23 protein-coding genes are annotated in these 22,208 nt (G+C 37.8%); 19 read left to right on the forward strand and 4 right to left on the reverse strand.

Translation table 11 applies throughout. From position 1 onward, the window contains the following. Positions 1-191: helix-turn-helix domain-containing protein (locus EPJ90_RS01860; RefSeq protein ID WP_200542507.1), on the reverse strand; the 191-nt coding region annotated here is incomplete at its 3' end. A 197-nt stretch (positions 192-388) separates the two neighbouring features. Here EPJ90_RS01860 and EPJ90_RS01865 point away from each other — a divergent pair. From EPJ90_RS01865 to EPJ90_RS01880, 4 genes are read left to right on the forward strand one after another with little or no spacing between them, the layout of a single operon-like run. Next, complete coding sequence (locus EPJ90_RS01865; RefSeq protein WP_200542508.1) at positions 389-1,615, forward strand: hypothetical protein; 1,227 nt, start codon at positions 389-391, stop codon at positions 1,613-1,615. A 10-nt stretch (positions 1,616-1,625) separates the two neighbouring features. Continuing rightward, positions 1,626-2,750: an SPFH domain-containing protein gene (locus tag EPJ90_RS01870; protein WP_200542509.1), complete on the forward strand. Its 1,125-nt coding sequence runs from the start codon at positions 1,626-1,628 to the stop codon at positions 2,748-2,750. Beyond that, complete coding sequence (locus tag EPJ90_RS01875) at positions 2,743-3,096, forward strand: hypothetical protein (RefSeq protein WP_200542510.1); 354 nt, start codon at positions 2,743-2,745, stop codon at positions 3,094-3,096. Before EPJ90_RS01870 ends, EPJ90_RS01875 begins: the two co-directional genes overlap by 8 nt. A 3-nt stretch (positions 3,097-3,099) precedes the next feature. Further along, a complete protein-coding gene (locus EPJ90_RS01880; protein ID WP_125164120.1) occupies positions 3,100-3,642 on the forward strand; it encodes a hypothetical protein in 543 nt (180 codons plus the stop codon). Positions 3,643-3,671: 29 nt separating this feature from the next. Here EPJ90_RS01880 and map read toward each other — a convergent pair whose 3' ends face one another. Then, on the reverse strand, positions 3,672-4,424 hold the full coding sequence (gene map, locus EPJ90_RS01885) for a type I methionyl aminopeptidase (RefSeq protein ID WP_200542511.1): 753 nt from the start codon (positions 4,422-4,424) through the stop codon (positions 3,672-3,674). A 365-nt stretch (positions 4,425-4,789) separates the two neighbouring features. On the opposite strand from map, the gene EPJ90_RS01890 reads away from it, so the two are divergent. From EPJ90_RS01890 to EPJ90_RS01910, 5 genes are all read left to right on the forward strand, one after another. After that, positions 4,790-5,620, forward strand: a complete 831-nt coding sequence (locus tag EPJ90_RS01890) for a PRD domain-containing protein (RefSeq protein WP_200542512.1) — start codon at positions 4,790-4,792, stop codon at positions 5,618-5,620. Between the two features lie 18 nt (positions 5,621-5,638). After that, entirely contained in the window at positions 5,639-6,310 is a 672-nt protein-coding gene (locus EPJ90_RS01895; RefSeq protein ID WP_161636964.1) for an N-acetylmannosamine-6-phosphate 2-epimerase, read from the forward strand. After that, complete coding sequence (locus tag EPJ90_RS01900; protein ID WP_161636965.1) at positions 6,310-7,809, forward strand: PTS transporter subunit EIIC; 1,500 nt, start codon at positions 6,310-6,312, stop codon at positions 7,807-7,809. Before EPJ90_RS01895 ends, EPJ90_RS01900 begins: the two co-directional genes overlap by 1 nt. Positions 7,810-7,872: 63 nt before the next feature. Beyond that, positions 7,873-8,343, forward strand: a complete 471-nt coding sequence (locus EPJ90_RS01905) for a PTS sugar transporter subunit IIA (protein ID WP_161636966.1) — start codon at positions 7,873-7,875, stop codon at positions 8,341-8,343. A gap of 123 nt (positions 8,344-8,466) precedes the next feature. Continuing rightward, entirely contained in the window at positions 8,467-8,886 is a 420-nt protein-coding gene (locus tag EPJ90_RS01910) for a hypothetical protein (RefSeq protein WP_125164124.1), read from the forward strand. An 80-nt stretch (positions 8,887-8,966) separates the two neighbouring features. On the opposite strand, the gene EPJ90_RS01915 is transcribed toward EPJ90_RS01910, so the two are convergent. Beyond that, positions 8,967-10,037, reverse strand: coding sequence for an endonuclease/exonuclease/phosphatase family protein (locus EPJ90_RS01915; RefSeq protein ID WP_161636967.1), 1,071 nt, complete (start codon positions 10,035-10,037; stop codon positions 8,967-8,969). 229 nt (positions 10,038-10,266) lie between these two features. On the opposite strand from EPJ90_RS01915, the gene EPJ90_RS01920 reads away from it, so the two are divergent. The 6 genes from EPJ90_RS01920 (at position 10,267) to EPJ90_RS01945 (ending at position 18,065) form a co-directional block, all read left to right on the forward strand. Continuing rightward, the gene (locus EPJ90_RS01920) at positions 10,267-10,467 is read left to right on the forward strand and encodes a cold-shock protein (protein WP_003775691.1); all 201 of its coding nucleotides are present in this window, start codon (positions 10,267-10,269) and stop codon (positions 10,465-10,467) included. A gap of 233 nt (positions 10,468-10,700) precedes the next feature. After that, positions 10,701-15,173, forward strand: coding sequence for a S8 family serine peptidase (locus EPJ90_RS01925; protein ID WP_161636968.1), 4,473 nt, complete (start codon positions 10,701-10,703; stop codon positions 15,171-15,173). Between the two features lie 110 nt (positions 15,174-15,283). Then, positions 15,284-16,132, forward strand: a complete 849-nt coding sequence (locus EPJ90_RS01930) for an undecaprenyl-diphosphate phosphatase (RefSeq protein ID WP_161636969.1) — start codon at positions 15,284-15,286, stop codon at positions 16,130-16,132. 111 nt (positions 16,133-16,243) lie between these two features. Next, the gene (locus EPJ90_RS01935) at positions 16,244-16,837 is read left to right on the forward strand and encodes a PepSY domain-containing protein (protein WP_161636970.1); all 594 of its coding nucleotides are present in this window, start codon (positions 16,244-16,246) and stop codon (positions 16,835-16,837) included. A gap of 25 nt (positions 16,838-16,862) precedes the next feature. After that, on the forward strand, positions 16,863-17,390 hold the full coding sequence (locus EPJ90_RS01940) for a dihydrofolate reductase family protein (RefSeq protein ID WP_237558290.1): 528 nt from the start codon (positions 16,863-16,865) through the stop codon (positions 17,388-17,390). A gap of 141 nt (positions 17,391-17,531) precedes the next feature. Further along, positions 17,532-18,065 (forward strand): TetR/AcrR family transcriptional regulator, encoded by a 534-nt coding sequence (locus tag EPJ90_RS01945; RefSeq protein WP_161636972.1) that lies wholly within the window; start codon positions 17,532-17,534, stop codon positions 18,063-18,065. A 39-nt stretch (positions 18,066-18,104) separates the two neighbouring features. On the opposite strand, the gene EPJ90_RS01950 is transcribed toward EPJ90_RS01945, so the two are convergent. After that, positions 18,105-18,605: an FUSC family protein gene (locus EPJ90_RS01950; RefSeq protein ID WP_125164130.1), complete on the reverse strand. Its 501-nt coding sequence runs from the start codon at positions 18,603-18,605 to the stop codon at positions 18,105-18,107. A gap of 532 nt (positions 18,606-19,137) precedes the next feature. Here EPJ90_RS01950 and EPJ90_RS01955 point away from each other — a divergent pair. The 4 genes from EPJ90_RS01955 (at position 19,138) to EPJ90_RS01970 (ending at position 22,001) form a co-directional block, all read left to right on the forward strand. Continuing rightward, on the forward strand, positions 19,138-19,248 hold the full coding sequence (locus EPJ90_RS01955; protein ID WP_018580021.1) for an AgrD family cyclic lactone autoinducer peptide: 111 nt from the start codon (positions 19,138-19,140) through the stop codon (positions 19,246-19,248). A gap of 94 nt (positions 19,249-19,342) precedes the next feature. Next, positions 19,343-20,062: a LytR/AlgR family response regulator transcription factor gene (locus EPJ90_RS01960; protein WP_237558291.1), complete on the forward strand. Its 720-nt coding sequence runs from the start codon at positions 19,343-19,345 to the stop codon at positions 20,060-20,062. Further along, positions 20,063-21,358, forward strand: a complete 1,296-nt coding sequence (locus EPJ90_RS01965; protein ID WP_125164131.1) for a sensor histidine kinase — start codon at positions 20,063-20,065, stop codon at positions 21,356-21,358. It begins immediately after the preceding gene. A 79-nt stretch (positions 21,359-21,437) separates the two neighbouring features. Next, positions 21,438-22,001, forward strand: coding sequence for an accessory gene regulator B family protein (locus tag EPJ90_RS01970; RefSeq protein ID WP_125164132.1), 564 nt, complete (start codon positions 21,438-21,440; stop codon positions 21,999-22,001). Positions 22,002-22,208: the final 207 nt, after the last annotated feature.

The following is a 22,208-nucleotide window of genomic DNA, read 5'->3' on the forward strand; positions in this document are numbered from 1 at the left end:
AGATATTCGATTAAGTGGGAATATTTTTCTCGAATATCAATCGTTCGTTTCTTATAGACATTATTTTTATATCTAGAAATCGTAGAATGAGATATATTGAGTTTACGTGCTGCCTTGCGCATAGAGTAGCCGATGCTTAATAGAATATCAATTTGGTCTTTCATTTTTTTATCTAATTGTTTATACTTCATATGGGAGCTCCTTTTAGTCGGGTGGGCTCCTTTTATTATACAAAAACAACCGCACCTTGGGTGGTGCGGTTGAGATTTGAATTTAGGAAAGACAGTATAAACTGTCTTTTTTTTGACGTTTAGAACATAATACCAATGTTTTATAACATTGCACCATGAAATTCGTTGGGAACTCCTAAAATTAAGATAAAAAAGGGGTGGATGCATTGAATTGTAAACAATTAAAAAAACGGATTAAAGATTATAAAGTGCTGGCTCTGCTCATTCTGGTGGGATTGATGACGGTAACATGGTTGGGATGGGAAAATCGTCCAGCGCAAATGCGTTCAGCCCGTTATACCAATGTGCAAAACTATGAAACCATCACGGGATCCTATGACTTTACCGATACATATACTTATTTTGAGTCATTGGGTGCTCCAGTCTCGCAATCACTTTTCAAACTGGAAAAACCCTACACCTATAATGCCAATAAAGTTGATGTTGTATTTCAAGGATATGAACTTGTTGAACTTGAACAAGCAATTCAGATTGGAACTGCATCACGAACGCCAAAAACAAAACGGTATTTGATTATCCATGTAGTTATGGAAAATCACCAACAAGAACCAATTGTGGTGAAGAATTTTCAAAATTTCAATTTTGAACGGGATTATCTTACCGCGATTAAAACCGATGCCAGTTACCCAAATTTAAATTGGACCAGTGCATCTGCAACGGGCGGGCAAATTACGATACAACCCGAATCGTCCCAAGCAGGAGATCTCTTGGTTGCGTTGAGTCCGACTCATTATGCCAATCTCTTTATGGATGGCGGCATTAAAGTGGAGTCGCCTGAAATCGATTTTGAAGATGACTTATCGGATGATCGCTTGTTTGAAAGTTATCGTCAATTGGATCTTCCGATTGCTGAAACCGAAGTTGCGAAAATCTATGATACATCAGCTGCATTACCGACAAATATGCTGCGTTCAGCGAATGGTCATGGTGTGGTAACTGAGCAATATTTACCCGATGTTACGTTTAAATCTGAGGACGGACTTTTATCCGCAACGTTGGAACGTATCGATTTTATTAATGCTGAATACAAACCATCCTACCGTGAAGGAAGACGCTACGCGGAAAAAGGGGTGCAACGGTCTATGGTGTATCGGGTCCGATTTGAAAATCACGGTACCCGACCAATCCAGGTGACTGATTTACAAACGGCACTTGAATCGGTCAATACAGGGCGTAAACGTTCGAATTATCCAGCATCAAGTCGAAGCTTCATTAATCCAAATGAACCGAAAGAAGTTTTGTATGAATTGGAAGAACACAGCAATTCTGTCATGAAAATCAATAGCGGGGATCAACTCGAATTCACCGTTGTATCAGAGAGTAATCGCACCTTATTAACGGGAACCTTTACACTAGAAAAATAGGAGGCTTATTATGGCATTAATTGATATCGTTAAATATGAAGGAAATCAAGATATCTTCGCTTGGAAATATCCAGGCGATGAACTCACAACATTTACACAACTTATTGTGAATGAATCACAGGCGGCAGTTTTATATAGAGAGGGCGTTGCCTATGATGTTTTTGAAGCAGGAAGACATACCTTAGATACCGCAAACATTCCGCTTTTAAATAAAATCGTCAACCTACCTTTTGGTAAGAAATCGCCATTCAAGGCTGAAGTATGGTTTGTTAATAAAGCACATACACTTGATATTAAGTGGGGAACAACATCACCCATTCAAATTCAAGATCCTAAGTATGGGATCTACGTGCCTTTAAGCGCATACGGTCAATTTGGAATTACGGTCAACGATCCAAAGGCATTTCTCATAAAACTTGTTGGAACGTTAAAAAGTTTTGGTCGTGATGAAATTATTAACTATTTTAGAGGATTTTATAACACGCATGTGAAAGATGCAATTTCTACCTACCTTGTGGAAAAACGTATTACCGTGCTGGAGTTGAATGCATATCTTAAAGAACTTTCAGAATACGTTAAAGAACAAATGCAGCCAACATTTTCTGAATATGGAATTGAACTCTTAAATTTCTATATTGCGGATATCAGTGTTCCAGATACTGATGCTGCGGTTATGCGTCTTAAAGAAGCACTTTCAAAACGTGCTGAGATGGATATTGTTGGATACGACTACAAACAGGAGCGTTCTTTCGATACATTGGTAGGTGCTGCGCAAAATGAAGGAAGTTTGGGTAGTGTTATGGGTGCTGGAATGGGATTAGGTCTTGGCGCAGGTCTTGGTAAAACGATGAGTGAAACCATGGGCACGCTAAGTGTTGATAAGGATACGTCGTGTCCTCATTGTGGTGCGAAAGTCATGGACTCGGATAAGTTTTGTGGGACATGTTCCGAAATGCTTAATCATGAAGAAAAACAATGTCCTGGATGTCATGCAGACCTCAAGGATGCTTCGCAAAAATTTTGCCATGAGTGCGGAATCCAACTTCAAAAACAATGTCCATCATGTGACGCACTGTTAACAAATAATGCGAAATTCTGTGGATCATGTGGAAAGAAGGTTGATGACCATGAATAAAAACTATAATATCATCGGATTAATTACCGTGCTTGCGACGATCTTGATTGGATATCTCAGTGGGATGATTACCGAGATATCGTTTATCTGGATTTTAACTACTGAGGTTGTTTTCTTTTTAATCACCGGGTTTGTGGGTACGATGAAGTCAACATTCTTAAAAAGCAGTGTCACGACCATCACAGCACTCTATGCACTCTTATCAATCAGTTATACACTTATCGTAGCATTTCTTATTCATCAAGCAGACCAAACCCTTTTAATTGGTCAAATTGTGATTCATGCACTTCTTATCATCTTACTTTTAATTGTTAAGAATAAAGCTGATCGCTTAGAAATGAAATAGACTATGCAATTTAAAAAAATAACTATTAACCCCAAAACAAGACTTTATCAACGCAAAACAGGACGTTTAGTGTGGGGTGTTGTGCTATTTTTCTTTGGACTTTTCGGATTGGTCACGGAAGTGCAAGATGCATACCGATATGATTACAGTGGAATGATTCTTGGTGTTGCATTTATGTTTGGTGGCTTGGCGATGGTTTATTCCGCAACCAAATCAAACTTAAACTTAGAACGATATCTCGCATACAATCAACTTATCTTTAAAAAAGGAATTTTTTCGATTGATACCCTTGCGCGATCAATGGATCAAACATATCAAGAGACTTTACAAGATTTAGATCAACTTGTACGAAAAGGTTATCTTCAAGATATGAGTGTTAATCGTGATTCAAAAATGATTGAAGGTTTATTTGTCTCAAATTATAAAGCGCGCGTCCAGTCGAAGATGATTCGCTGTCCTGGGTGTGGTGCTTCAAATGAAGTAATCCAACATGAAACCATTCCTTGTGAATATTGTGGACGTAAATTAAAATACACGGATGCATAAAAAAACGTTCGGGCTGATGCCGGAACGTTTTATTTTTGTTTGGTTGTAATGAAGGGACCATCTTTCGTAATGGCGAAAGTATGTTCATATTGACAGCTAAGACATCCGTTATTGGTACGGGCAGTCCATCCGTTATCGTCTAATTTCGCATAAGGTGTGCTCTCATTAACAATCGGTTCTACCGTAATCACCATGCCTTCTTTGAGCTTAGCACCTGTTCCGTAAACACCGACAAAAGGAACCATGGGCTCTTCGTGAATGGTAGGACCCAGCCCGTGTCCTGAAAAATCCAATGACATCTTATAACCGAATTGTGTGATGTATTCATCCATGGCTGCACCGATATCACCAACACGATTGCCAACTTGGGCTTGTTCGATGCCGATGTAAAGCGCCTTTTCAGTAACTTCCATTAATTGTTTTACTTCTGGACTTGGATTATTTCCAACACAGTATGCCCAACATGAATCGGAAAGAAATCCATTAAGATCAACACAAAAGTCTACCTTAACGAGATCGCCATCTTTCAATTTTTTATGGGTAGGAAAGCCGTGACACATTTCGTCATTTACACTACAACATGTTGCGTATTTATAACCTTCATAACCGATTTGGGCAGCAACGCCACCGTTGTCCTCAATCATTTTTTGTACAAATTGGTCGATATCATGTGTTGATATTCCTGCTTTAATAAAGTCTCGTAAAGCCTCATGAATGGATGAGAGTAATTGACCGGATTGATACATACCGTCAATTTCGCGTTTTGATTTAATCGTAATCATAGATACTCCTTTTTTACTTATATTTCTATTATACGCTTAATTTGAAATAATTAAACCGCGTGGCAAAACGGCGCGTTGTGATATCTTGGTGATAAATTTGATAAAAAATGATAATTAATTTAATATATGTATAGAAATGGAAGATATTCCGGTAATGATTTTCAACAATGTGAAATTTTAAATATATTTTACAAACTCGTTGATTTTGTAAGGGATTTCGGCTATAATCCATATGCGTGCAACTATATTTCGCATATAGGCATTAGCGACTCGAATTTTTTTTCGTGAGCTCTTGTTTTCAGCGAGGATAGTTGTTTTTTTGTTGCAGGAGCTCTAGTGTAATCCAGGAAGAAGGAGATGAACGTATGAAGAATCAGTTCAAAGTAGTTCGAGCATTCACCCATAATATTGTCTTTGCCCAACTTGATAAGTATGACTATATCTTGATTGGCAAGGGCATCGGCTTTGACGCTAAGAGCAAAGCGGTCATCGATGAGGAATCTGTCACAAGTTTTTACCGTATTCAAGATTTAGATAAAATGAGTCAGTATGAAAAGATCGTTATGAACACGGATGATCACGTATTGCTCGTTACGGAAGCGGCAATTGCTTATGCGGAAAAAACCCTTAATTATAAATTTGATGAATCGATTCATATCTCATTACTCGATCATATTAATTTTGCGATTTATCGTTATCATAATCGCGTTAAGATGAGCAACTTCTTCACCGAGGAATACTATCTTATGTATTCTGAGCTTTATGATATTTCAAAACATATGGTTGAAATGATCAATGCCGAATTGGATGTAGAACTCCCTCATTCTGAGGTTGGCTCGGTAATTCTCCATTTACATGCTGCCATGCATCAAGGTAAGGTTTCAAACAGCGCCTTTTATGCTCAGGTGATTACTGCATCCGTCGACTTTATCAACAATCGTATTCCAGAAGAATTCACTCAAAATAGTGTGGGAAAAGCACGTTTAATTACACACCTCAAATTTGCATTTAAACGTTCAGAAGATAATGTAACCCTTACGAATCCATTGATTGATATTCTACGTGAACGGTATTGTGAAGCCTATGAAATCTCTGAAGATCTTGCATTAATGCTTGATCAAGAGTTTAATATTCAACTTCCTGAATCAGAAATTGGTTATATTGCACTACACATTTACAATTTACAACACTCTTAGTGTTGAGGAGGTTAGATTATGTTAGAAGCTGTGAAAGGCGGACTTATTGTTTCTTGTCAAGCACTTGATGGGGAACCGTTACAAAGCTCGATGATTATGGGTCGTATGGCGATTGCTGCAAAGGCAGCAGGTGCTGTAGGGATTCGAGCTCAAGGGGTTAATGATATCAATGAAATTAAAAAGATGGTAGATTTACCGGTAATTGGTATTATTAAGAAAAACTATGAAGGCAGTGAAGTGTTCATCACTGCAACACATCAAGAGGTTGAAGCACTTCTTGAAACGGAATGTGAAATGATTGCACTTGATGCAACAAACCGTGTTCGTCCCATGGGCGTGAAAACGGAAGACCTCGTCAAACAAATTCATGATGGTGGACGTCTAGCAATGGCAGACTGCTCAACTCTTGAAGAAGTCATCGAGGCAGAACGTATTGGTTTCGATTGTGTTTCATGTACACTTGCAGGCTACACATCGTATTCTAAAAATGTTGATGGACCGGATTTTGAACTGGTAGAGAAGATGGTTCAATCGGTAAAGGTTCCCGTAATTGCGGAAGGGAAAATACATTATCCCGAGCAATTAAAACGTATTATGGATTTAAAGGTTCATAGTGCTGTTGTAGGGGGTGCCATTACCCGTCCTCAAGAAATTGCGACACGCTTTATAGAAGCGATTAAGGAGAAATAATGTTTAAACAACTACAAAAAATTGGTAAATCATTTATGTTGCCAATTGCAATCCTTCCAGCTGCTGGATTGCTCTTAGGGATTGGTGGAGCACTATCAAACCCAAATACTGTAGCAGCTTATCCATTTTTAAATCAACCAATCTTACAGGCTGTATTCCAAGTTATGTCTGCAGCCGGAAGTACTGTATTTGGAAATCTTGCATTACTCTTAACAATTGGTCTTTGTGCAGGTCTTGCGAAAAAAGATAAAGCAACAGCGGTTTTAGCGGGTGTTGTTGGTTATCTTGTCATGAATGGAACCATGACGGCGCTTCTTGGGATTTTTAGTCCTGAAGGGGCAGCGATTGATACTGGTGTTATTGGTGGTATTGTAATCGGTAGTGTTGCGGTATATTTCCATAACCGATACCACAATATTCAATTGCCACAAGTTCTTGGATTCTTTGGAGGATCCCGTTTTGTGCCAATTATTACTTCGTTTGCAGCAATTTTTGTAGGAGCCGCATTCTATCTTGTTTGGCCTCCCTTCCAACAACTTCTTGTAAGTTGCGGGGACTTTATTGCTACTTTAGGTCCTATCGGAACATTCCTTTACGGATTCTTAATGCGTTTATGTGGTGCTGCAGGGCTTCACCACATGATCTATCCAATGTTCTGGTTTACAGAGCTTGGTGGTGTTGAAGTTGTAAATGGTGTTTCTGTAGCGGGTGCTCAAAAAATATTCTTTGCGCAACTTGCAGATCCAAACCATGTCGGTCTTTATACACAAGGAACGCGATTCTTTGCAGGTCGTTTCGCAACGATGATGTTTGGTTTACCTGGAGCATGTCTTGCAATGTATCACTGTGTACCGAAAGATAAAGCCAAACAATATGGTGGTTTATTCTTAGGTGTTGCACTTACATCATTTATTACAGGGATTACAGAACCGATTGAATTTATGTTCTTATTTGTATCTCCAGTCCTTTATGTAATTCACGCGTTCTTAGACGGTGTATCCTTCTTAATTGCGGATGTTCTTCGTATTTCAATTGGGAACACATTCTCAGGTGGATTTATTGATTTCTTACTCTTTGGAATCTTACAAGGGCAAGCTAAAACACACTGGCTCTATGTCTTACCAGTAGGGGCACTTTGGTTTGTAATTTATTACTTTGTATTCAAGACATATATCTTGAAATTCAATGTACCAACACCAGGTCGTGGTGAAGATGAGGCAGCTCCAGAAGCAGCGGTTACAACGAAAGATTCATTAAAAGATGACTCCATTAAGATTATTGAATATCTTGGTGGTCAAGAAAATATTGAAGATGTTGACGCATGTATTACACGTTTGCGTGTAGCGGTAAAATCTCAAGATAGCGTAAACAAAGAAGGTTTAAAAGCACTTGGTGCTACGGATGTACTTGTGGTTGGAGATGGCATTCAAGCGATTTATGGCGCGAAAGCAATTCTCTATAAAAATAATATTGTTGATATCTTAGGTATTGACGAGTAGGTTTCGTTACTAACATAAGTACGAGTTTGAACAGAATTTTTAAAATATAAATGGAGGTTCACCATGTTTGAACGATTTAAGAAAAAAGAAGAAACAATGAAAGCATTTGGAACTGGAATTGCACGTTCATTAACGTCGGTTCCAGATCAAGTCTTTTCTCAAAAAATGATGGGTGATGGTTACGCAATCGAACTTACAGATGGTGAAATTGTTGCGCCAATGAGTGGAGAGGTTACGATGATTTTTCCTACAGGTCATGCATTCGGTATTCTAACGGATTCAGGGCTTGAGGTTCTCATACACATTGGTATTGATACGGTAGAATTAAAAGGTGAAGGATTTCATGCTGTAGTACAACAAGGTGATAAGGTGAAACAAGGCGATGTCTTAACGCATGTTGATATCGACTTTGTGAAAGCACAAGGCAAATCCTTAGTAAGTCCTTTTATCTTTACATCAGGACAAACCATTACACTTCATAAAGAAGATGAAGCTGTTGATCCCTCAACAGCAGACCTTCTCACAATTCAATAGATAATATACAAAACACGTTTCATCGACAATCGTTGAAACGTGTTTTTTTGTATAAAAATATCACACGTTCTTAACTAAAATTTCGTGTTAACTTTGTATAATCTTACAAAAAGGAGGGTCATGATGAGAACGTTTAAACGACCTCTGACACGTGTTTTAAACAGGTATCTTCTAAGTGCTCTAATAATCTTTGTTTTTTTAAGCGTGCTTACATTGATCCTTCAAAACCAAACACGCCTTGATTGGGCCAATGTTTTAGGCATCTATGTATCTCTTGGTGGGGTTGTCTCTATTTTGTGTATTTACTTTATTATTCTTAAGGATGCCATTCGATTTGAACTGGATGATACCCGTATTATTTCGTACCAACTCTTTCGTGTCAAAAAACGTTATGATTTTAATGACTATCACATTACTGTACAGGATTCAGAAATGACGCTCCGCTTTGAAAATATGCATACCTTTAAAAGTGACGTGATTCATTGCCAACCGTTAGGTCATGCTGTATTTAAGAAATTAGTCGATCATTTACCCCATGATTAAAGATAAGACAATTGGATGCAATCGTATGCTTGATCCAAACGTTGGTCCTAGTAAAAAACGTAACCGTATGGCTACGTTTTTTATTTTAACTTAAAGGTCATGGATACCGGGTTGTGATCGGAATGTTCAAAGTTAAGTGTTCCATGTCCAATTGTTTGCTTGATTTCAATATTATCCGATACGAGGAAACCATCAATGACTGCGGTAAAGGTCTCTTGAGGACGGTAAGCCTTATCGACGGCCCGTACCGAAGGATTTGTAGGGTCTACACCCCAATGATACCCTTTGGGGGCAAAGTCGTCAGGAAGCTTCATAATCCAATCTGGATAAGCATCCGTCCAACGAAAATGTTGCGCATCCGTTGTCGGTAACTCATGATTAAAGTCACCACCTAAAATAACGTAATTTCCCTGAGCATACTCGGTTTCAAGCACATGACGCATTTGGGCAAGTTGTTGAACACGGACTTTACCGCCTTCATCAAAAGCAGAGAAGTGAGCGTTAATAAGAACGAGTTCTTTACCGTTATCCGTTGGATAGCGCGTCATACTAAATGCTCGTTTTAGATCAAATAATTGTTTAATCATTGGTTCTTCTCCATCGAAACGATAACGTTCAGAAAGCGTTGGAACGGATTTTGAAAGGGTTACAATACCACTTTCTGCTCCACCCATTGGATGTGTAAAAGGAACCGGTACGTATTTCACTTTGTAATTGGGAGCATAAATACCGTTGTATTCGGTTTTACGCAACAATTCATACTGATTAATGTCATAACTGCGATTACCGGATAAATCAACTTCTTGAAAGAACGCAAAATCAGGATCTTGCTTGATGAAGAATTGATTGATCGCATCCATATTTGTCATCACTTCATCGTAGGAATCAGCCCCAGCTTTACTTCCGCCATCCATAAAGAAGTCTTGATCTTTTCCTAAAGCACCATAGCCAATATTATACGTTAAAATTGAATAGAGTTTATCCGTTGTAATCGTGGACTGGTGGGTTCCCTGATCAATCTCGAGTTGAATGCGCGGCTCTGGCTTATAATCGGTAACAAAAGCATAGGTTATAAATCCACCCAACACAATTAGAACAATCAGTAAAAAAGCTAAGACCACTTTGATTATTAATTTAAATAGATTCTTCATAGGCATCCTCATTTCTATAGATTAATTTTACGTTAGATTGTTGGGAGCAACAAGATAAATGGATGAAACTTTTAAATATGGGATTTTGGTGAGAAATGAATAAGTTAAAATGTTTAGTAGTAATTGGGAAGATGTTGTGATATACTTTAGAAGTTATAAGATACTCATTGCAATTGTGTGAACAAGGTAAGCATGACCTTCTTAATTAACTAGAACTGGAGGCATACTTATGGAATCAGGAAAAGTAAAATTCTTTAATGCAGATAAAGGTTTTGGATTCATCATTACTGACAGTGGAAAAGAAATTTTCGTACACTACTCAGGAATTATCAGCGATGGTTTTAAAACTTTAAATGACGGTGATGTTGTTACTTTCGATATTGAAAGTGATACACGTGGTGATAAAGCTATCAACGTTAAAGTTGCTTAATTAAAACATTATCATTTAACTCTCGGAAACGAGAGTTTTTTTGTGTCTTTAAAGAGACGTTTTTTGTTTTATGTGGTCAATGTTGTGCTTAAATTTCTCTGAATTTGATATAAAATCACGCGATTTTTGATGATTTTGGAAACTTTCTTAAATCTTAACCTATCAAAAAATAATTCATGTATTATAAAAAAAAGAAAATAATAAATACTATATATAAGGATAGCGGTGATTTTATGAAGAAACGATTTAAAGCGATGATGCCCATAGTTCTTTCACTTCTTTTAGTGATTACAACCGGCACAAATATCCGTGCAAATGACGAAGGAATTGGTGCAGAACTCACACCAGTGGATGATATATCGATCGTTCAAGCGATTCTGGATGAAGAAGCGACGGATGTTGAAGAGGACGCATCTGAGGTTTCAGTTGATCCCAGTGACCCAGTCGATATTATCGTAGAACTGGAAGCACGACCAATTTTAGATTACGAAAATGAGATCCATAGGGTTGGTAGTTTAGGGGCGTTTTCAGAAACCAAACAAGCTCAAGACCTCGAAGAAAACTTAATCAAATCTCATGACGTTGTAGTTGATAAGATTTCTGAAGTGATTCAAAAGGATGTGGAAGTAGAGCGTAATTTTACACGGGTTATGAATGGTTTTTCTCTGAAAGCATCCTTGGATGATCTTAATTTAATAAAAGATATTGAGGGCGTTAAGAGTGCTTTTGTCAGTCAAACCTATGACATTCCCGAACCACAAATGGTTGATAGTAATCGTACCATTGGTTCGGATACCGTTTGGACGCAATCACACTACAAAGGTGAGAATACTGTGGTAGCGGTTTTGGATACGGGTCTTGATACAGGACATCCTGCCTTTGCGGTAGCACCAACACAATTTAGAATTAATAAACAAAAGATCCAAACGGTTTTAAATAATAAAAAACTCAAGGCGACAGCCAATACACCCGGACTTACTGTAGATCATGTTTATATCAATGATAAAGTTCCATTTGTTTATGACTATGCCGATAACGATCCGATTGTTGATCCGAGTGCGCATAATTATGGACGTTTAGCCCATGGAACTCACGTTGCAGGAACTGTAGCGGGAAAAGATCAAGCAGATTTTAGAGGCGTTGCACCGGAGGCGCAACTCATGATTTTTAAAGTGTTTAGCGATAAAGGCGGTGGGGCCAGTGATATTAGCTTGGTATCGGCATTGGAAGATTGTGTTTATTTAGGCGTTGATGTCATTAATATGAGTTTGGGTAGTGATGCGGGGTTTATGCATGATGCCTACAAGCCTACAAACGATATGTATAATCGTATTCGAGATAACGGTATTGTCCTCGATGTTGCGGCAGGAAATGCCATGTCCGCTTCTGAGAAAAACCTATATGGGAATGATTTAACGCTTGCTTCAGATCCCGACCACGGTATTGTTGGGAGTCCGTCAACGTATGCGTCTCCGGTATCTGTAGCAAGTGTGAATAATACGAAATATCGTCCGGGAAGTAAGACCGTTGATCCAACTCAAGTCACCCTTTCTGGTTTCTCCAGTATCGGGACAACTCCTAACATTAGTATTAAGCCAGAAATTTCAGCGCCAGGGGCATGGATACGTTCCGCAATGCCCCGATTAAATGGACGTAATTATGATGAGATGTCCGGAACATCCATGGCAACACCGCATGTTGCAGGGGCATCCGCATTAATGAAACAATACTTAAATGATAAATTTGGAAGCCTTACCAACATTCAAAAGATGGAACTTACCAATAATCTATTGATGAGTACCGCCCATCCAATTGTACAAAAAGATGGTGCGCCCCAACCGGTTCGAAAACAAGGGGCAGGGATGATGGATATTAATGCTGCTATTAAGACCCCAGTTTATTTAAGTGTTGATCCCAAGCAAAATCATGATGGCTCCAATCGCCCTAAAATCGAATTGGGAGATGACCAAAACAAAACGGGTAATTATACGTTAAAATTTAAAGTTACCAATATCGGAACACAAGCCGAAACGTATCAAATTCAAGAAAAAGTGAGTGTACCCGCAATCAAACGCAGTATCATGGATGATCATCGCGAACGTGTGTTTATGACGGATGATAACCGAAGTGCGGATGTAACACGTTCAGGATCTACATCGGTGACGGTAAAGCCGCAGGAAACAAAGGATGTATCGATTACCGTTCAACTTACCCAGGCTGAAAAAAATCGACTCAACCAGGAATTTGAAAATGGCACGTATGTGGAAGGTTTTGTACAACTCACGCATGCCAGTCATCCACAAATCAGCATTCCATTCTTAGCGTTTTATGGTGATTGGGAAAAGCCACCCCTCTTTGATCATGCCGCGGAATATGAGATGGGTGTCCGTGCAAGTAACTATGCACACCGTTATCGTTCTGACAAAATGCCCATGGGTGGTAATATTTTTGATCGTCGGATGATTCATACAAATCCAAGTCGTTTTGTACTCTCTCCAAATGGAGATGGCTTGTTTGATAAGTTGAATGGAATTAATTTAGGTCAATTAAGAAATGTTGAATCCATGACCTTGGAAATTACCAACAAACAAACAAAACAGGTCATTATGAAAGAAGAACGTCCAAATATTCGTAAAACCTTCTACAACAATACCTATGGAAAACAAGTTCCAAACATCCTTTTCTGGCCTTTCTCAACGTTTACAGGCCTAGATCAACATAAAAATCCGCTCCCAGAAGGTCGCTATGATTTAAAAATCAGTGCTGATTTGGGATATCGTAAAGGAATTGATCAAGAACTTGTTCATACAATTCATATCGATCATACAAAACCAGTCATTCCGCAAGATAAAATTAGGTTTACAGAAAAAAATGGAACGGTGATGATGCATGTGGAAAGCAGTGATAATACATTTTTAACGCAAACTGCCCTTTATCCTGTTTATAATGACAAAGTCCAAGTAAACCGTCCGCTAAAGAAACAGTATACACCCTATGATCTTGTATCCCGTCATGCCTTTGATGTGGATGTGACGAATTTAAAAGGTCAAGAAGTTGTGATATCCGCAGTTGATGCCGGAATGCTTGAAACCAATTATAAAACTGTGGTACCCGGCACACCCAAACCACACCTTAAAGTGGATGAGTTTAAAATAAAAGTGGGTGAACAAATTCAACTTGAACCAGGTAATTTTAAATGGCAGACACCAACGTTTGAATCGGAAGATCGTGATGTTGCGGGTGTGAATGATAAAGGACTTGTAACGGGCATTAAACCTGGAGCGACTTTTATTAAAATCCAAGATAAAAATGGCATTGATCTTGTTGCACTTATAGAAGTATTTGAAGAAGAATCGCTGAAACTTCAAATGAAGGTTGGAGAAAAACGTAAACTTGTATCTTATGAGTTAGAGGGAACACGTACCTTTGATTCGGATGCTCCACACATTGTTTCAGCTCTTGATACGGGCGAAATTGAAGCCCATCAAAACGGTAAAGCAAAAATTACGGTTCAAAATGCGTACGAAAAATTAGAGTATGAGGTTGAAGTTGTGGATCAACCACAATACAAACCAACGCTAAGCTTTGAGAAAAACGTCTACGAAATTAATTCGGGAACGGTTGTTGCTCCGAAATTTACAATAGAAAACAATGATCCAAGCAATCCTGAAGTTGTAACACGATTACTTACAAGCAACGAGGAACACGTGAGCATAGCCGGCCTTAAATTTACAGGGGAGCATGCTGGTGAAGCTGCAGTCATTGCGGAACTTAAAAATGGAACACGAGCCGTTGCGAAAGTAAAAGTAGGGGGCTTGGATATGAAAAAATTAGATATTCTAATCAGTCAAGCATCCAATTTAAATGCTGCCGATTACACCCAAACTTCCTTTACGAATTTAATGACCTCACTTCAAGAAGCGAAAACACTTCGCAATCAAAAAGGGATTGATCAAAATCTTATTGATAATATGGTCGACAAGCTCAAACAATCCCTGAACCAACTTGTTTTGGTCATTAAAAACTTACCGAGTTCAATGGACGTTGAAGTAGGGAATACTTTTAAACTCAGTCCGAAACCAGCTCAAGGAAAATGGATTTGGGATGAAGCATATCTTGAAGGAACACCTCAAAATAATGGTCAGGATATGATATTTAAAGGGCTTAAAGAAGGTCAAACGGACATCCGTTATCGCACTAAAGATGGTGAAGAACAATCCGTCGCGGTTACGGTTAAAGCCAAACCGGAACCCATAGAAATCGATCCAGTTGTTCCCACAAATCCAATCGATCCCGAAAATCCCAAAGATCCCGTAAAACCAAAAGATCCTGTAGATCCCGTAAAACCAAAAGATCCCGTGGATCCCGTAAAACCAAAAGATCCCGTGGATCCCGTAAAACCAAAAGATCCCGTAGATCCCGTAAAACCAGCGGATCCTGTAGACCCAATAAAACCAAAAGAACCCGTAGATGGGGGATTAAAACCAATTGACGATTTGAAAAAACCAATTATTAAACCCAAAGATCCTGTTTCACCACCATCACGTGATGAAGGTGTCAAACCTGAAAAACCAGTAGTTCATTTTGGTATCGTAAGTGAATCTTTACCGCAAACAGGTATTACACCTCAATATCGTGGTTATACACTTTTAGGATTAGGTCTTGTGTTACGAATTATAAGTGATAAAAAGAATCACATAAAATAACAATCATGATGTTTTACTAAAATTTACACTAAATTCATCACAACAAGTCCTCAATATGTTATTCTAATCATAGTCTGTTATAGGCATAATATAAATAGGAGGACTCTAGTTTGATTGAGTTATTAAAAGTTATAATCCTCGGTATCGTTGAAGGAATTACAGAATGGTTACCTATCAGTAGTACAGGTCATATGATTCTTGTAGATGAATTCTTAAAATTGAATGCACGACCTGAATTTAAATCCATGTTTTTTGTGGTGATACAATTAGGTGCAATTCTCGCCGTGGTCGTTATTTATTGGCATAAGTTGTTCCCATTTAAGAAAAATAAAGCGGGAAACATAACTGTCGAAAAAGACATCATCAATATGTGGTTAAAGATTGTGGTTGCTTGCATTCCAGCTGGAATTGTTGGAATTCTATTTGATGACTGGATTGACGCACATTTGTATAATCCGACCGTTGTCGCAATTATGTTAATTTTATTCGGGGTAATTTTCATTGTTGTTGAAAATCGCAATAAAAATGCGAAACCAAAAATCACAAAAATTTCTGAAATTACATATCAAACGGCATTGATTATTGGACTATTCCAATTAATTGCAGCTGTATTCCCAGGGACATCACGATCCGGTGCAACAATCGTTGGGGCATTGATTATTGGTGTGTCCCGCATTGTCGCTACAGAATTCACATTCTTCTTGGCAGTACCCGTTATGTTTGGGGCAAGTATTTTAAAATTAGCGAAGTTCTTCATTAAAGGGAATGGATTTATGTTCTCTGAGTTTGGCTTACTAGTTGTCGGAATGGTTGTGTCCTTTATCGTTTCGGTATTCGCAATCCGTTTCCTATTAAATTATCTTAAGAAGAATGACTTTAAAGCATTTGGTGTTTATCGAATTGTTTTAGGGGTAATTGTTTTACTGTTCTTCTATGTTGTGAAACCACTGTTATTCTAAAATAGAGAAGCTTCGGCTTCTTTTTTTATTAAAATCACAATACAACACACAGTTGTTATGAGATGTGTGTGCTAAAATGTAAATAGAAGATAATGAGGAAGGACTGTCGACATGAGAAAGATCATTTGTATTTGTTTGATGTTAGGGATTACTGCTGGGTGCTCCGATCGCGGGAAAACTGCGACTTCGATAAAGCCACATCCCGTTGATAAAGAAGTTCAAAAGCTTCCACCAATCAAACCAAATACAGAAAATCCAAACCATCTCCCTGATGTTTCCTTCGAAGATGCACTTGATTTTTATTTCTCGTTACACGATGAACAATCAATCATTACGGAAGTTGCCTACAGACCTCTTCATGAAGAGGGAGTCTATGAGGTTAAGGCAGCGATTGAAGATAGTGAAGTTGAAATCGTATTTAATAGTAATCATGCCATTCTTTCGGAGACAAATGAATACTTGGACCATGAAGAACAGCTTGAGGTTGAACGGGATGGATTTACGCGGGATGAATTTGATACGGTGATTCCTGTTTCGGATGCAATGCATCAAGCATTAAAAGTTAAGCCTGGACATTTTGTGGAAGTTGAACTCAAGAAGAAGGATGATGCCTTAGTCTATGAGGTTGAGATTGTTGGTGCACATCAAAAATCGATCGATATTAAAATTGATGCGATGACGGGTAAAGTGATGCGCGAAGACTAGTTCGTAGAACTTAGGAAGTGGTATGATGAGAAAAATTAAACTATTCATTGCCATGAGTCTGGATGGCTATATCGCGGATGAGAAGGGAGCTATTGATTGGTTAGACCCTTATAACTCTTTAGATGATGATACTTATGATTGGTTCTACAAATCCATTGATACCGTCGTCATGGGGCGGAAAACATACGAACAGGTTACAGAAGTACTTTCACCGGATGTCTATCCGTATGAGGATTCCTTTACCTATGTTGTTTCATCACAGGATATAAAACTGCGTAAAAACATGGCAATCATCTCGGACGATGTTGTTGGAGTACTGAATGCCATAAAGCAACAAGAAGGCAAAGATCTTTGGATTGTTGGTGGTGGAATGTTAGTTTCAGAACTTGTGGCATCAGCGATTATTGATGAATATTGGATTGCGGTTGCTCCGGTTTTACTGGGGAAGGGGATTCCATTATTTGATGAATCGATAAACAGCCACCACCTTGATCTAATTGAAAGTGATACAAAGGGCCAGTTGGTTTATATGAAGTACCGAAAGCGCGATTAAGTGCGCTTTTTTTGTTGTTTTGATACGGAATCAATTTAATTATGAAATAAGTGTGAAAAATGACCGCAAATCTCCTTGACTTGTCCATGTGGCAGTTGTATTATAAGTGGAATGACACACTTATGTCGCAAAGAGGTTATGATGAAACAACAAGAAATTATTCGAAGAACTGTGCCCTTTATAATTATGAATCCGACCGCTACGGTAAATGATATCGCAAAAAATGCCGGTATCAGTCGCGCGACGTTTCACCGTACGTTTACAGGGCGTGATGAGCTTTATGACGTAATGGCTCGCGCTTGTATTGAGGAGATTGATACAGCCCTAAAGGGACTTGAACGTAAACTGGATTTATTTGAATCTTTAAAAGATATTGTAGATGTACTGATTGAATTGGGTGATCGCGTGTACTTCTTATATTATTATCCGGATGGTCTGAATTCGGATGAACTTCGACAAGAATGTCATGCAATCCTTAAACCCCTTTATACTGTTGTAATTAAAATGTATAAAAAGAAGATGTTGAATCAAAACGTTAATGAAGGATGGATTATCAATACCATCAATAATTATGTTTCAATTGCATGGGTTCAGGTGTATGTGGGAAATGTAACGCAAAAAGAAGCCGTCGAAAATACAATGCAGATGCTACTACATGGAATTGTAGCTTACTAAAAAAGTCTCAACGATTGCGGTCGTTGAGACTTTTTAAATTTAAGACAGGTCTTCTTTATGATTAATGTACTTATTAATAATGACCGAGATAAAGATTCCGAATAATGTTTCTAGAATCCGGCGAATCATGTATTGGATGGCATCCCCTTGTGTGCCATTATGATTAAGGAGTACCGCAAGAACCAAAATTGCGGACATGGATGTTGCATATTCGCGAAGGTTTAATATTTTACATAACGTAAGATCAACCAGTAGTACCAGTACAATCAATACGGTGTATCCTAAGGAATCATTAGGGATATTAAAATAGATGGTAATAAGAAGAAAGAGGATACCGATAATCCCTCCAAAGAGGGTACCTAATATTCGATCGAGTGAAGCACGTACAGCATGCTCAGGGGATGATTTCATCATCAGTACGGCAGTAATTGCTGCATAGAAGGGAGCAGGATAATCTAATGTCCAAGCAACAATAAGACAAATTGCAACCGCAAGGGTTGTTTTGAGAATTCGTAATCCAGGTAAATATTTCGTGTCCATTTGGCACCTCAAGTTTCTTTTTTTGTGTAAAAATACAAAATATCCTTAATTTCATACAAATTATACATAAAATATCAAAATATGTCATTCTTCCGTTATTATAGGTTTGCATAACAATACAAAAAAAATCATAACCTTCTTTGTATGTATGCAGCACACACCATAATAATGATTCATCAGTGTGTGATGAATCGTGTGCAACCGTCTTTGGTGAGACGACTGCTTTTCGATGAAGTTAAGTAACAGTTAGGAATGTTTAAACGAAGATGAACACACTTCGGAGCTCTTATTTAGGTATGGTGGGATATTCTAAATAATATATTGACTTCCTATAAATCATTATATCGCACATAATCGATTTTATCGCTTGGTTATACTTGACCATATAGTCAAGCATTGTTACTTCAGTTATTACGAATAACGATCCGTTTGCATTCTATCATTGATGTAAACGAAGCACATCGTACCAAAATTTGTTTTGATCAAGGGGATGTGAAGCAATACAGATTTTTGGGGCGGAAGGAGGAGGCCAATGAAAAAAATAGTTAATCACGTTGTACAGGGTCTGTTGAAAATTTCAGATCAAGCAACAACATTATCGCTATGGTCTTTCTATAAGCCGGAATTACCAAAGAAAAAATAATAAAAAACCTTGGTTAGTAACGGACCAAGGTTTTTTTATGGTTCAATTATAGGGAAAGGTTATGCTATAATTTAGGCAAAGGAATGGTATGGTTATGATTAAAATAGCAATTGTTGATGATGAAACGATCATGCATGATCGTCTTCGGGAAGTTGTGAATCAAACACTGCTTAGCCGAGATATTGATTATCGTGTCTTAATCTTTGATAATCCAGATGATGTGTTGTCGTGTGTAAAACAGACCAAGATCGATATTGTTTTATTGGATATCGAATTGGGTTCTCGAAATGGCGTTGAATTAGCGAAACGTCTTTCTTTGGATAGTCCAAGTACAGTCGTTATCTTTATCACCTCCTATGAGGGCTATATTAAGGACGCTTTTGGTCTTAATGTCTATGACTATATCTTAAAGCAAGAATTGGATTTACAGTTGCCAGAGGCGTTAATTCAGCTTACGACGCGCTTAACCCAACGCGATAGTATTGTTTTTAAATTTGATTCGGGGATTTTAAATTTGGAGCTTATGGAGATTGTTTTTGCGCTCTATGAAAACCGTAATATTACGATTTATACTCAAGATGAGTCGTATGTTATGAAGTCCACCAGTTTGACGAAGGTCTATGAAAGTTTGCCTGAATCAATGTTTATCCAACCTAACAGTCGCTATATTGTGAATATGATGTATATTCAAGAAATGCGAAAGGGCGTTATTAAACTGAAGGGATATGATGACGTAATTGAAGTATCGCGCGGTCAGTTTAAAAATTTATATCAAAATTATTTAGATTTCTTAGTAGAAAGTGAGCGATTGTAGATGACAAATGAAGGCATGATGCTGATTGGGGAAGCATTGTTTTGTCTTTTAGATGTATTGTTGCTTTTTAGAGCTGCGCAAGTCTTTCTTACAACTAAAGATAATCATAAATTTAAATTCTGGGGTGTTACCTTCCTAACATCCTTTTTGATTTTTAGTGCCACCGTTTCGACCGCGTTTTCTTCTTTTGTTTCGATTATTATGGGTGTTTTACTAATTGTCTATGTGTTTGTATTGTTTGATGGTAGTGTGTTTGCGAAAGTAATGTCCGCCATTGTCTATTATCTTCTCTTAGGTATTATCACGATTCTGGTAATTTCCGCAGTCGTTAAAATTACCAATATTCATGTTGATGTGCTAATGGGGGCAACCGAATTAAGAATGATTGTGATGTTTGGTATTAAGACCATTACAATCATTCTCATTGAGTTGTTGCGTCGATTTTTAGGCCCCAAGCAGTTTACTCAAGATATTTTTGTTTCCAACTATACATTGGGTTACCTCGTGGTTAACCTGCTCGTAATTATCGTCCTTTTTGATATTGTGTTAACTCAGGACTACATTATTTCGAAAAATCTTATTTTCTATTTTATTATTATCCAAACAATCTTAATCTCGATTATGTTTATGATTATCAGTAACTATTTTGAAATGAAAGTAAAAAACGAGACATATCAAACGATGATCGATGCATTCAATCTCTATCAAAAACGAGAAGTGGAGCGTGTTGAATCCGATGTGGAAGTCATGAAACTTAAACATGATCTTAAAAACCACATGGCCTCACTTTCCTATATGATTGAATCGGGAAAGGATGATGAAGCGCGGAATTACATTCATGAGCTGATTCATCATGAAGCTTTAAAGACGTATGTGAACACTCCCAATCCGGTTATAAATGCAATCGTAAACTCTAAAATCACGCAAAACCCACATATTCATTTTGTTACGCGGGTTGGTATTTCTGAATTTCAAATTGAACCCTATGACTTAACGGTGTTGCTTGGGAATGCATTGGATAATGCGATAGAAGCTGCAGGTAAGTGTGAACGACGGGTCGTCAAACTATATCTTGAAGAAAACAGTCAGTTCTGTAAGATTCAAGTCTTGAATACATTTCATGAAATGCCACGTATAAAAGATGGCGTTTATCTGTCATCAAAACGGTTAGGGGATAAACGTGGTTTTGGAATGGTTGCCATGAAAGAAACAACCGAAAAATATATGGGGAAAATGGATAGCAAGATTGAAGATGATTATTTCAAATTAACGCTAATCCTTTCCAAATCATCATAATATGCATAAAAAGATACAATATAAACCATTTCGATTTATCAAGTATCTTTTTTTCATATAATACAAATAGAGGTGTTACATGAAAAAAATATCATTGAAACTAAGTCATAATTTCTATAAATACGGGTATATTGATGAAGATGATTGTGATCGCATGCGTTTTGCTTTAGAAGTTGTGATGTCCAATCTTTTTACGTTTGGTTTTATCATTCTAATGGGGATTGTATTTCATTGCTTTCGACCCACACTGGCGTTTGTTGTGATGTTAGGGGCTTTGCGGAGTTTGGATGATACGTTCCACTCAAGTACCTTTTTGGGATGTTTTACTATGACGGTGATTGCCTATGTCTTCTCGGTATTTGGTCCAAGTGTGATTGATACGAGTTTCAAGGTCCCTTATATGCTCTTATCATCAGCATTTTGTGGATCAATCATGCTTGTATTTTTATTTAACCGCAATAACATTCGCCTAAATAAAAACACCGGATTTATGAGTTACATTATTATCATGTGTTTCATCTTATTTATTCTTGCTTTAGCACTCCCAAGTATCTTTGATATTGTTTTAGTGGTGATGAATGTCATTATGGTAGTTACGATAACGTTTGCGTTTGGCCAAATTATTCATCTTCGCGAAGCATAAGGATACCCAGAACAATTAAGATCTTTAAATTACGGTTGTATTTATCTTTAAACCTATGCTATAATCTCGATAGTATGAGTCCTTTAAGTTGTGACAGAGAGCACAACAAGGTACGCAGTCAACTTTTGTATTATGATGCATAAAGCTGCTTTTTACCTTATTTAAACTTAAAGGACACCTTCGGGTGTCCTTTTGTATAAAAGACCA

The organism is Erysipelothrix sp. strain 2 (EsS2-7-Brazil), from assembly GCF_016617655.1.
GTDB classification, from domain to species: Bacteria; Bacillota_I; Bacilli_A; order Erysipelotrichales; family Erysipelotrichaceae; genus Erysipelothrix; species Erysipelothrix piscisicarius.

Coding starts and splice junctions, on each gene's coding strand:
- EPJ90_RS01870 (WP_200542509.1), top strand. CDS start 1,626: ATGGCATTAATTGATATCGTTAAATATGAAGGAAATCAAGATATCTTC.
- EPJ90_RS01875 (WP_200542510.1), top strand. CDS start 2,743: ATGAATAAAAACTATAATATCATCGGATTAATTACCGTGCTTGCGACG.
- EPJ90_RS01880 (WP_125164120.1), top strand. CDS start 3,100: ATGCAATTTAAAAAAATAACTATTAACCCCAAAACAAGACTTTATCAA.
- map (WP_200542511.1), bottom strand. CDS start 4,424: ATGATTACGATTAAATCAAAACGCGAAATTGACGGTATGTATCAATCC.
- EPJ90_RS01890 (WP_200542512.1), top strand. CDS start 4,790: ATGAAGAATCAGTTCAAAGTAGTTCGAGCATTCACCCATAATATTGTC.
- EPJ90_RS01895 (WP_161636964.1), top strand. CDS start 5,639: ATGTTAGAAGCTGTGAAAGGCGGACTTATTGTTTCTTGTCAAGCACTT.
- EPJ90_RS01900 (WP_161636965.1), top strand. CDS start 6,310: ATGTTTAAACAACTACAAAAAATTGGTAAATCATTTATGTTGCCAATT.
- EPJ90_RS01905 (WP_161636966.1), top strand. CDS start 7,873: ATGTTTGAACGATTTAAGAAAAAAGAAGAAACAATGAAAGCATTTGGA.
- EPJ90_RS01910 (WP_125164124.1), top strand. CDS start 8,467: ATGAGAACGTTTAAACGACCTCTGACACGTGTTTTAAACAGGTATCTT.
- EPJ90_RS01915 (WP_161636967.1), bottom strand. CDS start 10,037: ATGAAGAATCTATTTAAATTAATAATCAAAGTGGTCTTAGCTTTTTTA.
- EPJ90_RS01920 (WP_003775691.1), top strand. CDS start 10,267: ATGGAATCAGGAAAAGTAAAATTCTTTAATGCAGATAAAGGTTTTGGA.
- EPJ90_RS01925 (WP_161636968.1), top strand. CDS start 10,701: ATGAAGAAACGATTTAAAGCGATGATGCCCATAGTTCTTTCACTTCTT.
- EPJ90_RS01935 (WP_161636970.1), top strand. CDS start 16,244: ATGAGAAAGATCATTTGTATTTGTTTGATGTTAGGGATTACTGCTGGG.
- EPJ90_RS01940 (WP_237558290.1), top strand. CDS start 16,863: ATGAGAAAAATTAAACTATTCATTGCCATGAGTCTGGATGGCTATATC.
- EPJ90_RS01945 (WP_161636972.1), top strand. CDS start 17,532: ATGAAACAACAAGAAATTATTCGAAGAACTGTGCCCTTTATAATTATG.
- EPJ90_RS01950 (WP_125164130.1), bottom strand. CDS start 18,605: ATGGACACGAAATATTTACCTGGATTACGAATTCTCAAAACAACCCTT.
- EPJ90_RS01955 (WP_018580021.1), top strand. CDS start 19,138: ATGAAAAAAATAGTTAATCACGTTGTACAGGGTCTGTTGAAAATTTCA.
- EPJ90_RS01960 (WP_237558291.1), top strand. CDS start 19,343: ATGATTAAAATAGCAATTGTTGATGATGAAACGATCATGCATGATCGT.
- EPJ90_RS01965 (WP_125164131.1), top strand. CDS start 20,063: ATGACAAATGAAGGCATGATGCTGATTGGGGAAGCATTGTTTTGTCTT.
- EPJ90_RS01970 (WP_125164132.1), top strand. CDS start 21,438: ATGAAAAAAATATCATTGAAACTAAGTCATAATTTCTATAAATACGGG.